Source organism: Sphingomonas sp. BK580 (assembly GCF_014194975.1).
Classification (GTDB): domain Bacteria; phylum Pseudomonadota; class Alphaproteobacteria; order Sphingomonadales; family Sphingomonadaceae; genus Sphingomonas.
On the sequence record NZ_JACIAY010000007.1, the window covers coordinates 37,770 to 52,414 of the forward strand.

General features: G+C 70.7%; 10 protein-coding genes. 5 read left to right on the forward strand and 5 right to left on the reverse strand.

Annotated elements, in window-relative coordinates:
* Positions 1-105: 105 nt before the first annotated feature.
* Positions 106-2,136, reverse strand: a complete 2,031-nt coding sequence (locus FHY05_RS13380) for a S9 family peptidase (protein WP_183944967.1) — start codon at positions 2,134-2,136, stop codon at positions 106-108.
* A 119-nt stretch (positions 2,137-2,255) separates the two neighbouring features.
* Here FHY05_RS13380 and FHY05_RS13385 point away from each other — a divergent pair, with 119 nt between their 5' ends.
* From FHY05_RS13385 to FHY05_RS13405, 5 genes are all read left to right on the forward strand, one after another.
* Positions 2,256-3,908, forward strand: coding sequence for a M28 family peptidase (locus tag FHY05_RS13385; protein ID WP_183944968.1), 1,653 nt, complete (start codon positions 2,256-2,258; stop codon positions 3,906-3,908).
* A 15-nt stretch (positions 3,909-3,923) separates the two neighbouring features.
* On the forward strand, positions 3,924-4,889 hold the full coding sequence (locus FHY05_RS13390; protein ID WP_183944969.1) for an agmatine deiminase family protein: 966 nt from the start codon (positions 3,924-3,926) through the stop codon (positions 4,887-4,889).
* A gap of 430 nt (positions 4,890-5,319) precedes the next feature.
* Positions 5,320-6,648, forward strand: a complete 1,329-nt coding sequence (locus FHY05_RS13395; protein WP_183944970.1) for an amidohydrolase family protein — start codon at positions 5,320-5,322, stop codon at positions 6,646-6,648.
* 245 nt (positions 6,649-6,893) lie between these two features.
* The gene (locus tag FHY05_RS13400) at positions 6,894-7,160 is read left to right on the forward strand and encodes a DUF2312 domain-containing protein (protein WP_132909494.1); all 267 of its coding nucleotides are present in this window, start codon (positions 6,894-6,896) and stop codon (positions 7,158-7,160) included.
* Positions 7,161-7,259: 99 nt separating this feature from the next.
* Positions 7,260-7,790, forward strand: coding sequence for a PilZ domain-containing protein (locus FHY05_RS13405; RefSeq protein WP_183944971.1), 531 nt, complete (start codon positions 7,260-7,262; stop codon positions 7,788-7,790).
* 126 nt (positions 7,791-7,916) lie between these two features.
* Here the strand turns inward: FHY05_RS13405 and FHY05_RS13410 are convergent, their stop codons facing one another.
* The 4 genes from FHY05_RS13410 to clpA all read right to left on the reverse strand — a co-directional run bounded on the left by FHY05_RS13410 (position 7,917) and on the right by clpA (position 14,619).
* Complete coding sequence (locus FHY05_RS13410) at positions 7,917-9,629, reverse strand: long-chain fatty acid--CoA ligase (protein ID WP_183944972.1); 1,713 nt, start codon at positions 9,627-9,629, stop codon at positions 7,917-7,919.
* Positions 9,630-9,669: 40 nt separating this feature from the next.
* Positions 9,670-9,885 carry a hypothetical protein gene (locus tag FHY05_RS13415; RefSeq protein WP_183944973.1) on the reverse strand — a complete coding sequence of 72 codons (216 nt, stop codon included), beginning with the start codon at positions 9,883-9,885 and terminating at the stop codon, positions 9,670-9,672.
* A gap of 397 nt (positions 9,886-10,282) precedes the next feature.
* Positions 10,283-11,947: a diguanylate cyclase gene (locus tag FHY05_RS13420; protein WP_183944974.1), complete on the reverse strand. Its 1,665-nt coding sequence runs from the start codon at positions 11,945-11,947 to the stop codon at positions 10,283-10,285.
* Between the two features lie 344 nt (positions 11,948-12,291).
* Positions 12,292-14,619 (reverse strand): ATP-dependent Clp protease ATP-binding subunit ClpA, encoded by a 2,328-nt coding sequence (gene clpA / locus FHY05_RS13425; RefSeq protein WP_183944975.1) that lies wholly within the window; start codon positions 14,617-14,619, stop codon positions 12,292-12,294.
* Between the last annotated feature and the right edge of the window lie 26 nt (positions 14,620-14,645).

Below are 14,645 nucleotides of genomic sequence, written 5' to 3' on the forward strand. Positions count from 1 at the left end.
ATCTCTATCAGCGCCGGGCCCAGCAACGGCTGCGGTTGTCACTGCCCCGGATACGGGTACGCAGGAGCAAGGCTCAATCAAGCTCCTGTAAGCAGCTTCGCCCGGTCACTTCCCCGCGAAGGCCGCGCGCAGGAAGCCGTCGCTCTTGCGCAGCATCTCGGCGCGCGCGCGGTCGTCGTCGAGCTGGTGGTCCAGCCCCTCGTACACCACCAGCGTCGAGGGCTTGCCCGCGCCGCGCAGGCGTTTGTCCATCAGCTTCGACTGGCCCACCCCGACGTTGAGGTCGCGGTTCCCGTGGAACATCAGCACCGGCGCCTTGAAGCGGTCGGCGTGGCGCGCGGGCGAGCCCTTGCCGATGTTCTCGCCCGAGCCGATCTGCCGCTCGACCATCGCGTGGTTGCTGAAACCCTCGCTCTCCTGCTTGGTGCGACCGAGGTCGGTCACCGGCGCGATCGCCACCACCGCCTTGAACAGGTCGGGGTCGACGACGTTGCTCTGCAGCGCGGCATAGCCGCCGTAGGACCAGCCGACGATGCCGAGCTTGGCCGGATCGGCGATGCCCTGCTTGACCAACCAGCGCCCGGCGTCGCTGACGTCGCCGATCGCCAGCTCCCAGGAGCGGAAGCCGTTGTTGGCGAACCACGCGTCGCCGTAGCCGGTCGAGCCGCGGAACTGCGGCTGGAGCACCGCATAGCCCGACGCCGCGAAGAACTGGACGAGCCAGTCGAAACCCCATTCGTCGCGATAGGCCGGCCCGCCGTGCGGCATCACGATCGCGGGCAGCCCCTTGGTCGCGCCACCCGGTGGCAGCGTGAGATAGCCCGGCACCATCGTGCCGTCCGCCGCGGGGAACTTGACCGACGTCATCTGGCCGAGCGGCACGCCCTCCAGCTCGGGACGCGCGGCGATCAGCGGGTCGAGCGTGCGCTTGGCCTTGGTGTAGAGATAGTACATGCCGGGATCGACGTCGCTGCCGGCATAGACCAGTAGCCGGCTCTCGTCCGCGGTGGCGCCGACCAGCCCGATCAGCGGCGATTTGGGCAGCGCCTTCGCCAGCTTGGCCGCGAGCGTCTTGTATTCCGGATCGAAATAATCGGTCTGGCGGCGATCGGTCACGTACGTGGCGCCGATCACGCGCCCGTGCCGCCCGATCCGCGCGATACCGCCGACGTCGACCTCGGGATTGCTCCACACCAGGTTGGCTTTCATCGAGCCGTCGAGCGCGACGCTGTAGAGCGCGAGCCGCCCGTCGAGCCGCTGGGTCGCGAACGCCACGTCGCGCGTACCGTCGACCGCGAGCGGCTCGAGCACGCTCGGGCCGTCCTGGCGCGAGGTGCTGAACGGCTTCCACGCGTCCTGGCCGGTCGGTCGGTAGCTGTAGACGGTGTCGCCCCTGAGCTCGCCGTCCTCGCGCCGCGGCATCGTCTCGCGGACGCGGATATGGCCCTGACCGTCGGCCAGCCAGTCCTCGGCGTCGGACACCGGGCGCTCGATCAGCTGCGCCTTGCCCGTGCTGCTGTCGACCAGCTCGACGCCGAGCCCGTCGCGCGACACCGAGCTGGCGTTGAAGCCGTCACCCCGCTCGGGGATGAAGTCGCGCTGCATCAGCACCCAGCCGTCGCCCGCGCGCCAGTCGATCACGTCGCCGTCGAACTGGTTGAGGCGGGTGGCGCCGAGCCGGCTCTTGCGGCCGAGGTACAGCGGGTGGCCGCCGTCGGCGTCGAAGGCGAACAGCCGCGAGTAACCCACCTGCTTGTCGTAATAGTCGGCCACGCCGCGGAATTTGCAGACCAGTCGCGCGGCGGATGCCCAGCCGCACAGCGACGGTGTCAGCCGCTCGCCGTTGCCCAGGTCGACCATCTCCTCGCGCTGCTTGGCGACGTCGATCAGCCGCACGGCGCTGCCGCGCCCCTGCGTCGCGCTGATATAAGCGATATGCGCGCCGTCGGGCGCCAGGCTGATCTGGCCGACATGCTCGCGCGCGCCGAAGCGGCTCGCCAGGTCGCCCGTCACCGGTGCCGCCGGTGCCGCCGGCACCGCAGACGCGCCGTCCGTCCCCGCCGGCGCCGCGGTCGCGGCCTGGCCGGTGAGCCCCGCGAGCAGCGCGCACAGCGCCGCCCCCGTCTTCCCCTTCATCACATCTTCCCCCTGTTCCCCGTCACAAATCTAGCCGGCGCTGCGCGCGCCGCAAGGGCCGCGTGGACAGCGGTGACCCAGCTTGGCATGAGGCGCCGGCATCCTCCTGGAGTACGTCCATGCGTCTGCGTCTCTCGTCCTTGTCCCTGCTCGCGCTGGCCGCGGCGAGCGCCGTCGCGGCGCAGACCGTGCCGATCGCGCCGATCTCCGAACAGACACTCAAAGAGGTGACGAAAGAGTTATCCTCGGACGCTTACGAGGGCCGCGCCCCCGGCACCGCCGGCGAGGAGAAGACCGTCGCCTATCTGGCCAAGCGCTTCGCCGCGGCGGGGCTGACGCCGGGCAACAAGGGCAGCTGGTACCAGGACGTGCCGCTCGTCGAGCTGACCGCCCGCAACGTCTCGCCGCTCGTCTTCACGGGCGCGGGCGCGCCGCTCAGTCTCCGATACGGGCCGCAGATGGTGGTGGGCAGCCACCGCATCGCCCCGCGCGAGGAGGTCAAGGACAGCGACGTCGTCTTCGTCGGCTACGGCGTCAACGCGCCCGAGAAGGGCTGGAACGACTATGCCGGGGTCGACGTGCGCGGCAAGACGGTGCTGATCCTGATCAACGATCCCGACTGGCGCACGCCCACCGTCGGCGGCACCTTCAACGGCCGCGCGATGACTTATTACGGCCGCTGGACCTACAAGTTCGAGGAAGCCGCGCGGCAGGGCGCCGCGGCCGCGCTGATCGTCCACCAGACCGAGCCCGCGGCCTATGGCTGGAACGTCGTCCAGTCGAGCTGGACCGGCGCGCAGCAGGTCGCCGACGCCGCCGACGGCCATGCTGACCAGAGCGCGGCGATCGGCTGGATCCAGTACGACCAGGCCAAGGCGCTGTTCGCACGAGAGAAACTCGACTTCGACGCGCTCGCCGCCGCGGCGTCGCGCAAGGGCTTCCGCGCGGTGCCGCTCAAGGGCGTGACCGCCTCGGTCTCGTTCGACGAGACGGTTCGCAAGCACATGTCGCGCAACGTCGTCGGCGTACTGCCGGGCAAGACCCGTCCGGACGACTATGTCCTCTACAGTGCGCACTGGGATCATCTCGGCCATTGCGAGGCCGCGCCGGACGGCGACGACATCTGCAACGGCGCGATCGACAATGCCAGCGGCACCGCCGCTCTTGTCGCGCTCGCCGAGGCCAATGCCAAGGCGGGGCCGGCGGCGCGCAGCCAGGTCTTCGTCGCGGTGACGGGCGAGGAATCGGGGCTGCTCGGCTCCGAATATTACGCCGCCAACCCGCTCTACCCGCTGGCGCGCACGGTCGGCGGGGTCAACATGGACGCGCTGTCGCTCGCCGGGCCGGCCAAGAACGTCGTGGTGGTCGGCAAGGGCAAGTCCGAGCTCGACTCTTATCTCGACGCGGCGCTCAAGGCGCAGGGGCGCTATGCCTCGGACGAGCCGACCCCGGAGAAGGGCTTCTACTATCGCTCCGACCATTTCAGCCTCGCCAAGCGCGGCGTGCCGATGATCTACTTCGACGCGGGCGACGACTTGGTGGCGGGCGGCAAGGCCGCGGGCGCCGCGGCGGCGAAGGACTATGAGGAGCACCGCTACCACGGCCCCAAGGACGAATATGATCCGAACTGGAACTGGGCGGGAACGGTGCGCGACGTGCAGCTCTATTACTCGATCGGGCGCGCGCTGGCCGAGAGCGACGCCTGGCCCAACTGGGTCGCTGGCGACGAGTTCCGCGCGATCCGCGACCGCAGCCGCGCCGCGGCGCGCTGAACAGGAGTGACCCACGTGTCCCGTACCCCGCTGCCCGAATGGGCGCCGCACCAGGCGGTGTGGATCGGTTTCCCGAGCCACCCCGAGCTGTGGCAGGACGATCTCGACCAGGCGCGCGACGAGGTCGCCGCCTTCGCGCGCGCGGTCCATGCCGAGGGGCGCGGCGAGCAGGTGCTGCTCGTCGCCGCCGACGCCGAGGCCGCCGCGGCGGCGCGCGCGCTCGCGCCCTTCGCCGAGGTGCTGGTGCAGCCGTTCGGCGACATCTGGCTGCGCGACACCGCGCCGATCGTCGACGGCGACGGGCGCGCGCGCGACTTCCAGTTCAACGGCTGGGGCGGCAAATACGACCTGCCCGGCGACGACGACATCGGCGCGCGGCTGGCGCGCGCGCGCGGGATGGTGGTGCTGCCGTGCGAGTGGGTGCTGGAGGGCGGCGCGATCGACGGCGACGGCACCGGGCTGGTCGTCACCACCGAGCAGTGCCTGCTCAACCCCAACCGCAACCCCGCGCTGACCAAGGAGGCGGTGGAGCGCCGCCTCGCCGCGGACCTGGGCTATACGCGCGTGCTGTGGCTCGGCGACGGGCTGCTCAACGACCATACCGACGGCCATGTCGACAACCTCGCGCGCTTCGTCGGCCCGAACCGGCTGGCGCTGCCCGTCGGCGCGGAGAACGACCCCAATTGGCGCGTCTACCAGGACGCCGCCGCGCGCGCCCGCGCCGCGGGGGTGGAGGTGGTCGAGATCCCCTCGCCCGGCCGCGTGCTGCGCGACGAGGACGTGGTGCCGGCGAGCTACATGAACTTCTACGTCGGCAACGCCGCGGTGGTGGTGCCGGTGTACGGCACGCCGCAGGACGAGGCCGGCGTCGCGGCCGTACGCGCGCTCTTCCCCGACCGCGAGGTGATCGGGCTGCGCGCCGACGCGATCCTGACGGGCGGCGGCAGCTTCCACTGCATCTCGCAGCAGATCCCGGCGTAAGGGCGGAGCGGGCGGCGCGCGGGAGGCGAAACGAAGCCGGATGGTCGCTCTCTGCTAGCGGCCCCACTCGTCCGCCCCTCCCGGCACCTCTCCTCCGTACTCCCCGCCCGTATCGCTCCGCGATCGCGCCTCTCCGCCCACCGTCCTTCTGCCTTTTGGCTCGTCGCCTCTCGCCCCCCTCGTCATCCCCGCGCAGGCGGGGATCCATAGACGCTGACGTGGCGGCCCTTGCACGAGCGGCAGCGTGCCTGGATCCCCGCCTCCGCGGAAATGACAAAGCGTGGTGCGGGGAGAGGACAGGGACGAGGACGTGGGGGCGGGGCATGACCGGGCGGGGCGCGGATCAATTCGTCGCCCTCCTCATCATATCACCCCCCGTGACGAATGCCGCGCGGCAGCCTAGCCTCGTCCCACGACAACAGGGGGCAACATGCTGAGAACACTCGCCGTCACACTCGCGCTCGCGCTCGCCGCCGGGGCCAACGCCCAGCAGCCGACACCGACCGCCCCGCCCGCCACGCCCGCGCCCACGCTGATCTACGTCCACGCCGGCCAGCTGCTCGACCGCCCCGGCGAGCGCCCGCGCGGCCCCAGCACGGTGATCGTACGCGACGGCGTGATCGCCGAGGTGCGCGACGGGCTCGTCCCGCCACCGGCGGGCGCGCGGCTGGTCGACCTGTCGCGTGAGTTCGTCCTGCCCGGGCTGATCGACATGCACGTCCATCTCTGGGGCATCGGCGGCGACCCGCTGCGCGAGCGGCTCACCCGGCTCAACACCGACTCGGCCGACGACCTGATGACGGCGGTGGTCAACGCGCGCCGCACGCTCGAGGCGGGCTTCACCACCGTCCGCGACCTCGGCGGCGATCCGCGCGGCATCCGCGCCTTGCGCGACGCGGTCGAGCGCGGCGACGTGGCGGGGCCGACGATCGTCAACGCCGGGTCGATGATCTCGGTCACCGGCGGGCACGGCGACGGCGGCAACGGTCTCGCCGAGGAATGGGCCGACGCGGTCCACGCGCATCAGATCAACGTCTGCGACGGGCCGGACGACTGTCGCCGCGCGGTGCGCGCGCAGGTCGGGCTGGGCGCGCAGGTGATCAAGTTCGCCGCCACCGGGGGCGTGCTGTCGAACGTCGCGGGCGGGCTCGGCCGCGCGATGACCCCCGAGGAGATGCGCGCCATCGTCGAGACCGCGCACGCGCTCGGCCGCAAGGCCACCGCGCACAGCCACGCCGCCGAGGGGACCAAGGCGGCGCTGGAGGCGGGCGTCGACTCGGTCGAGCACGCCAGCTACCTCGACGACGAGACGATCCGGCTGTTCAAGGCGAGGGGAGCCTATCTGGTACCGACCGAGATCGCCCCGCTCGCCGCGCTCGCGCAGGCGCGCGCCGGGGCGCTCCCGCCCGCCACCATCCCCAAGGCCGAGGCGGCCGCGGCGGCGCTCCACGCCAACCACAAGAAGGCCTGGGCGGCGGGGGTGAAGTTCGCCTTCGGCACCGACAGCGGCGTGTCGCGCCACGGCGACAACGCCACCGAGTTCGTGCACCTGGTCGACCTCGGCATGACCCCCGCACAGGCGATCCGCAGCGCCACCGTCGCGGCCGCCGACCTGCTCGGCCGCGACGACCTGGGCGTGATCGCGCCGGGCAAGCGCGCCGATCTGATCGCGGTCACCGGCTCGCCGCTCGACGACGTGCGCCGGCTGGAGGCGGTCGACTTCGTCATGCACCGCGGGGTGGTGGCGAAAGGCGGGTGAGCGGACGGACGCGCTCGCTTCTCTCCCGTGCCCGTCGAGTAGCCGCCGAGCCCGTCGAGACGACGCATCGACAAGGCGCCGCGGGGGGCGCTCCCTCAGTGCGTCCTCATCGCCACACTTGAGCCCGCGCGCCCGCCCGGATAGACGCGCGCGCTCACCCGATCAGGGTCGAACCTCGCCGTCCGCCGCCGTGCGATTCGTCTGCGTCCGCGGGCGGCGTCATCTTTTGCGAGGAAAACAGCGACATGGCGGAAGAGCGGGGCGAGGGCATGGGCGGCGGGGCGGTCGCGGCGGACGAGCTGCGGCTGCTGATCGAGCGCGCCGAGCGGCTCGAGGAAGAGAAGAAGGGCATCGCCGACGACATCAAGGACGTCTTCGCCGAGGCCAAGAGCCGCGGCTACGACGCCAAGGCGATCCGCCAGATCATGAAGATCCGCAAGCAGAAGCGCGAGGAGTATCAGGAGGAGCAGTCGATCCTCGAGGTGTACATGCAGGCGCTCGGGATGCTCTGATCGCCGGAACGGGTCACGATCGCTGTCGCGTTAACGGCTTCTTCGCGCCGGCGGTGGCATAGCCGCCTCCTGGTTCAGCGATGAGGGAATGCGACGACGGTGCTCGCGGCGCTACAATCTGGCTTTCGCCCGCGCGAGGAGCGGATCACGGTCCTGATCCCGTCGCGGATGCGGCTGGGGGCGAAGTGGGTCGACGTGGTCATTCACAACGTCTCGTCGCGCGGGCTGATGGGTGGCTGCGACGAGCCGCCCCAGCCGGGCAGCTATATCGAGATTCGCCGCGGCACGATCGTGATCGTCGGCCGCGTGCAATGGGCCAAGGGCCGCTTCTTCGGCATCAAGTCGCAGGAGCGGCTGTCCGTCAGAGCGCTGGTCGACGAGCCGCGGCTCGCCAGCCGACCGCAGCAGAAGCCCGAGCAGGACCTGGGCGAGCGCCGCGCCGAGCGCCGCCTCGCGCATGAGGCGCAGATGGCGCGCAAGGTGGAGCGCTCGCGCGCCTTCGCCTCGGCCTTCCAGTTCATCGTGATGGCGCTGGTGGGCGTGACGCTCGCGGTGATCGCGGCGCAGGGCGTCTACGGCCTGCTCTCGCGCCCCGCCGACGCGATCGGCGCGGCGCTCGAGGGGAAGTAGGGGCGCAGCGTGCTCCTGCGCACGCAGGAGCCTCGGTTCGCCAGCGAAGCCGCCCGGGTCCTGTGTTCCCACGTGCGCAGGAACACCGCCTTCAACGAGGCCACGCCCGCGCCCGAAGGCAGTCGCTCAGCTCGGCGTGATCGGCGGCGACTCCATCTCGGCGCGGATCTCCGCCACCAGGTCCTTGCGGCTGAGCTTGCCGATCATCGTCTTGGGCAGCGCCGCGCGCACCACCACGCGGTCGACGCGCTCGTGCTTGCCCAGCTGCGGGTTGAGCCAGTCGCGCAGCGCGGCGCCGTCGACCCCGCCCATCTCCTCCGTCAGCGTGACATAGGCGCGCGGGACCTCGCCGCGGTAGGTGTCCGGCATGCCGATCACCAGCGCCTCGCGCACCGCGGGATGGTGGTAGAGGATCGCCTCGATCTGGCTCGGGAACACCTTGAACCCACCGACCGCGATCATGTCCTTGAGCCGGTCGACGATGGCGATGAAACCGTCCGAGTCGATCGTGCCGACGTCGCCGGTGCGCAGCCAGCGCCGCCCCTGCGAGTCGAGCGCGAAGGTCGTCTCATCGGCGTCGGGGCGGTTCCAATAGCCCGCCATGATCTGCGGCCCCAGTGCGACGATCTCGCCAGGCTCCCCTGGCGCCGCCTCGCGCGTGGCGTCCTCCTTGTCGACCAGCCGGATACGGGTCGACGGCAGCGGCTGGCCGATCGTGCCCGGCTTCTGCGGCGGGTCGTAAGGGTTGGTGGTGAGCACGCCGGTGCTCTCCGACAGGCCGTAACCCTCCACCAGCGTCGAGCCGGTCGCCGCCTCCCAGCGCGCCTTGAGCTCGGCGTTGAGCGGCGCGCCGCCCGAGATGCAGACGCGCAGGCTGGTCAGGTCGGTCCTGCCCAGCGACGGGTGATCGAGCAGCGCCTGGTACATGGTCGGCACGCCCGGCAGCGAGGTCGGCCGCGTCCGCGCGATCGCGGCGAGCGCCTGGCCGGCGTCGAAGCGCGGCAGCAGCACCATCTCGCCGCCGGTCACGATCGTGCGGTTCATCACGCAGGTGTTGGCGAAGACGTGGAACAGCGGCAGCACGCCCAGGATCCGGTCGGTCTGGTCCCGGTGCGGGTCGAGGCAGGCGACCTGCCGCGCGTTGGCCGACACGTTGGCGTGGGTCAGCATCGCGCCCTTGGGCACGCCGGTGGTGCCGCCGGTGTACTGGATCAGCGCGACGTCGCGCTCGGGCGCGATCGCGGCAGGGGGCAGCGCGCCGTCGTTGGCGATCAGCTGCGAGAAGGCGAGCACGCGCGGGTCGTCCGGGCGCGGCGCCACCTCGCGCCGCTTGAGCAGACGGTAGGCGACCGACTTGGCGGGCGGCAGCACGCCCGCGACCGAGCCGACCACCAGCCGCTCGAGCCCGCTTTGGTCGAGCACCGCCAGCGCGTTGGGCAGCAGCGCGGTGGCGGAGAGGGTGAACAGCAGCCGCGTGCCCGAGTCCTCGACCTGGTGGCAGAGCTCGTCGACACTGTAGAGCGGCGAGAAGTTGACGACGGTGCAGCCCAGCCGCAGCGCGCCGTGATAGGCCGCGAGATAGTGTGGCGTGTTGGGCAGGAACAGCCCGATGCGGTCGCCCTTGCCATAGCCGAGCGCGGCGAGCCCGGTGGCGACTCGCCGCACGCCGTCGGCGAGCTCGTCGTAGCTGTAGTGGCGCCCGAGGAAGTCGATCGCGGGGCGCTGGCCGTGCTGGCGTACCGAATCCTCGAACAGGTCGATCATCGACCGCGGCGCGAAGCCGGTGGCCCAGGGCACCGGGTGGCGATAGGCGTCCTGCCAGGCGTGCTCGTCCGTCATTGACATCGCTGTAAGCAACCGCGCCGCCAGCGACAAGCGGTCAGCGTACCAGATATTCTCCGAGCAGGACGACCGCGGCGGCGAGCGGGCGCAGCGCGGGGGCGGCATCGGCCGTCACGCGGGGCAGATGCGCGCCGTCGGCACGGATCGTGAGCGTGCCGATCATCGGCGTCTCGCGCTGCGCCATGGCAAGCAGCAGCAGCGCCAGCCCACCGATCACGGCGCGGCGGCGACGAAGGTCTGGCGGCTGGGTCATGACGGGACTTCCTGTGAGGTGCGCGGAGCTTAGCGCGTCCGTACCGATGCGGGAAGCGGGGGTGTAAGGAAGTGCGAAGCGCCGGGTTGACGGGTCGGGTTGCGGGCTGGCTCAAGCCGGCATCCTGAGGTGACGGGCTTCCGTCGCCGTTCCGCCCTTCGAAGCTGCGCCCGCCTCTCCCACCGAAGGCGCTCGCCGGTGACGTCGCCCGAGTCCATATTTCGTCATCCCTGCGAAAGCAGGGATCCAGACGCGCGACGCGGTGTAATAGAGCCGCCACGTCAGCGCGTCTGGATCCCCGCCTACGCGGGGATGACGACCGAGAACGGGGAAGCGCGGTCCCGCAGGTGTTGCGCCACGAAGTTCCCTCACGGAGCGCCGGAGGCGCCCGCCTTCGCTACGCCGCCGCGGCCCAGCGCACGCGGTCGCGCCCCGCGGACTTGGCGGCGTAGAGCGCGTCGTCGGCGCGGCGGTAGAGCCGCTTCCACTCCGCCTCGGTCGCGATGGTACCGCGCTCGCTGCCGAGTGACGCCGTCACGGTGAGGTCGAACGGCATCCGCGCCGCACGCACCGCGCCCAGGATCTGATCGGGCAAGTCGTCCCGCCCGGCGCCCGCCAGCACCGCGAACTCCTCGCCGCCGATCCGCGCCACCAGCGCGTCGTCGGGCACCACCGCGAGCAGCGCGCGCGCGAAGACGCGCAGCACCTCGTCGCCGCCGTCGTGGCCGAGCGTGTCATTGACCTGCTTGAAATGGTCGATGTCGATCAGCACCAGCAGCTGCGGCTCGCCGCGCCCGATCGCCTCGCGCAGGAAGCTGCGACGGTTCATCAGCCCGGTCAGCGGATCGCTGTCGGCGAGCAGCCGCGCCAGCATCTCCTGCTCGCGCGCGGCGTCGCGCTCCTCCACGACCAGCTTGATCCGCCACGCGATCACCAGCGCGCTGCATGACGCCTCCAGCGCCATCGCCAGCAGCGTCGAATTGTCGATGAAGAAGTTCCAGCGCACCAGCCCGGCGGCCTGCCCGATCCTCAGCCCCGCGAAGATGAAGGGTGTGCCCCAGGCGAGCATGAACACGCGCGCGTGCGGCGTATCGGCACGCCAGCCGCGCCACAGCAGCGGCAGCGCCAGCGCGGCCACGGCCGCGAAGCTGACGGTCAGCGCGGCATCGAGCGCGTGCGACGCCCGGGGCATCAGCGTGCAGTAGAGCGTCGCCGTCACCAGCACCGCGCCGACAGACCAGGTCGCCGCGCGCCCGACCCAGCCGGCGAACACGCGCGGGTGGAAGAAGCGCCGCGCGAACATGATCGCGAAGCTCAGTGCCAGCGACAGCAGCGCGGTGTTGAGCCGCAGCCGCAGGTTGTTGTCCATGCCCGCGAGCTGTCCGAGCAGCCCCGAGGAGCTGACGCCATAGACCAGCAGGCACAGCACCATCGCGCAATAGGGCGGGTGGAAGCGCTGGCGCAGCGCCGCGCCGAGCGCGAGGTTGGACATCAGCAGCGCCACGCACAGGCCGGCGAAGGCGGCGTAGAAGGCGGCCATGGCGACTTCCATCCGGGTCGACTGTGCCGGCGTGGCGACGCGCGGGTCGATGACGATGCCACGGGTCACCGGTGCGCCGCGCACGTGCCATAGGAGTGCGACCGCCCGCGCGGGGTGCGGCGGCAGCGGCAGCTCGAACACGGCGCCGAGCTTGAGCCGCTGCCACGCGGTGGCGCTCGTGAATCCGGTCGAGCGCACCGCCCCGTCGGCGTAGCGGACGTGGAGCGTCGCCGCGTCCTGCCAGACGCTCGCGGAGCGGATCAGCGCATCGGGCGGGAGCGCCGGCAGACGCGGGGCGAGCACCCAATAATCGCCGGGTCCGGCGCCCCGCTGATCGCTGGTGCAGTCGAACCCGCGGGGGGCGGCCAGCACCGCGGCGGCGCGCTCGTCGGGCAGCGCCCGGCGAAAACAGGTGGTGAGCGGCGCCCCCGCCAGCGCGGCGGCCGGAGGCGCGAGCGCGACCCAGGCGGCGAGCAGCGCGAGCGCGCGTGCGATCCAGCGAATGACGTTGCCCCCGTCCATGGCAGAGGGCGTAACAGGGTGATGCCGAAGGGAAGGTTAACGGCGCGATCATATGTTACGCGGTGCGGGGAGAAAGAGGGCGCATCGCTGCGGCGGCCGACTTCGCCACGTTCGACTCTGTCGCGTCACACAAGCTGAAGTAATGAGAGGCAGCGTCTCCGCCCATCCTTGAGCCGTTCCCCGGCAGAGGCCGGGGCCCAGTCAGGAACGGTCATGGCTCTCACCACCACCTTCCCACCTGGGCCCCGCCCTTCGCCGGGGAACGATGTTCCATGCGAGGAGAGCTTCGCCTCCACGATGGCAGCGGGGAACGCTGGGCCGCCGCCCCCTCGTCAGCCCTCGCCTCAGCCCGCCTCGACCGGCGCGGCCTTGCCACCCTTCTTCTTGCCCGGCTTCTTCGGCGCGGCGGGCTCGATCGCGAAGGAGAGCGCGCCCTCCTTCAGCTTCACGGTCACCTCGCCGCCGTGGACCAGCTTGCCGAACAGCAGCTCCTCGGCGAGCGGCTGCTTGATCTTCTCCTGGATCAGGCGACCCATCGGGCGCGCGCCGTACAGCTTGTCATAGCCCTTGTCGGTGAGCCACTTCTTGGCCTCGTCGTCGAGCTTGATGTGGACGTCGCGGTCGGCCAGCTGGAGCTCCAGCTGGAGGATGAACTTGTCCACCACGCGCGCCACCACCTCGGGGGGCAGGTAGCCGAACGGCACGATCGCATCGAGCCGGTTGCGGAACTCGGGCGTGAACATCTTCTGCACCGCCTGCTCGTCCTCGCCCTCGCGGGTGAGGTTGCCGAAGCCGACCGTCTCGCGCGCCATGTCCGCCGCGCCCGCGTTCGTCGTCATGATCAGGATAACGTTGCGGAAGTCGACGGTCTTGCCGTGCTGGTCGGTGAGCCGCCCGTTGTCCATCACCTGCAGCAGGATGTTGAACAGGTCGGGATGCGCCTTCTCGATCTCGTCGAGCAGCAGCACGCAGTGCGGGTTCTGGTCGACCGCGTCGGTCAGCAGCCCGCCCTGGTCGAAGCCGACATAGCCCGGGGGCGCGCCGATCAGCCGGCTGACCGAGTGGCGCTCCATATATTCGCTCATGTCGAAGCGCTGGAGCGGGATGCCCAGGATCGTCGAGAGCTGCTTGGCCACCTCGGTCTTGCCGACGCCGGTCGGGCCGGTGAAGAGATAGTTGCCGATCGGCTTCTCCGGCTCGCGCAGCCCCGCGCGCGCCAGCTTGATCGCCGACGACAGTTTCTCGATCGCGGCGTTCTGGCCGAACACCACGCGCTTCAGGTCGGTCTCGAGCGTCTCGAGCTGCTTCTTGTCGTCGGTCGACACGCTCTTCGGCGGGATCCGCGCCATCGTCGCGATGACCGCCTCGATCTCCTTGGCGGTGATCGTCTTCTTGCGCTTCGACGGCGGCACCAGCATCTGCATCGCGCCGACCTCGTCGATCACGTCGATCGCCTTGTCGGGCAGCTTGCGGTCGTTGATGTAGCGCGCGCTCAGCTCCACCGCCGACTTGATCGCTTCGGGCGTGTACTTGACCGAGTGGTGGTCCTCGAACGCCGAGCGCAGGCCCGCGAGGATCTTGATCGTGTCCTCGATCGACGGCTCGTTGACGTCGATCTTCTGGAAGCGCCGCAGCAGCGCGCGGTCCTTCTCGAAGTGGTTGCGGAACTCCTTATAGGTGGTCGAGCCGATGCAGCGGATCGTGCCGCCCGACAGCGCCGGCTTGAGCAGGTTGGACGCGTCCATCGCGCCGCCGCTGGTCGCGCCCGCGCCGATCACGGTGTGGATCTCGTCGATGAAGAGCACCGCGTGCGGCAGCTTCTCCAGCTCGTTGACGACCGCCTTGAGCCGCTCCTCGAAGTCACCGCGGTACCGCGTGCCGGCGAGCAGCGCGCCCATGTCGAGCGAGTAGATCACCGCGGGCTTGAGCACCTCGGGCACGTCGCCCTCGACGATCTTGCGCGCCAGCCCCTCGGCGATCGCGGTCTTGCCGACGCCGGGGTCGCCGACGTAGAGCGGGTTGTTCTTGGAGCGGCGGCACAGGATCTGCACCGTGCGGTCGACCTCGGCCATGCGGCCGATCAGCGGGTCGACCTTGCCGGTCTTCGCCTTCTCGTTGAGGTCGACGGTGAACTGCTTGAGCGCGCTCTCGCCCTTCTTGCCCGACGTGTCCGCCTTCTCCTTCTTCTCCTCCTCGGCCGCGCCCTTCACGCTGGTGGCCTCGGGGGTGGCGGCGCCCTTGCCGACGCCGTGGCTGATGTAGCTGACCGCGTCGAGGCGGCTCATGTCCTGCTGCTGCAGAAAATAGACCGCGTAGCTCTCGCGCTCGGAGAAGAGCGCTACCAGCACGTTGGCGCCGGTCACCTCGTCGCGGCCCGACGACTGGACGTGCAGGATCGCGCGCTGGACGACGCGCTGGAAGCCCGAGGTGGGTGACGGATCGGTGGCGGCGTCGACGCGCAGCGCGCCGAGCTCGGTGTCGAGATAGTGCGCGACCGTGGTCTTGAGCTCGCCGAGGTCGACGCCGCACGCGGACATCACCTGGCTGGCGTGCTCGTCGTCGATCAGCGCGAGCAGCAGATGCTCCAGCGTGGCATATTCATGGCGGCGCGAGGAAGCGGCCTCGAGCGCCTTGTGCAGCGTGGTCTCGAGAGCGCTGGCGAATGAGGGCATCAGATTACTCCTAGCGGACCGCGTGA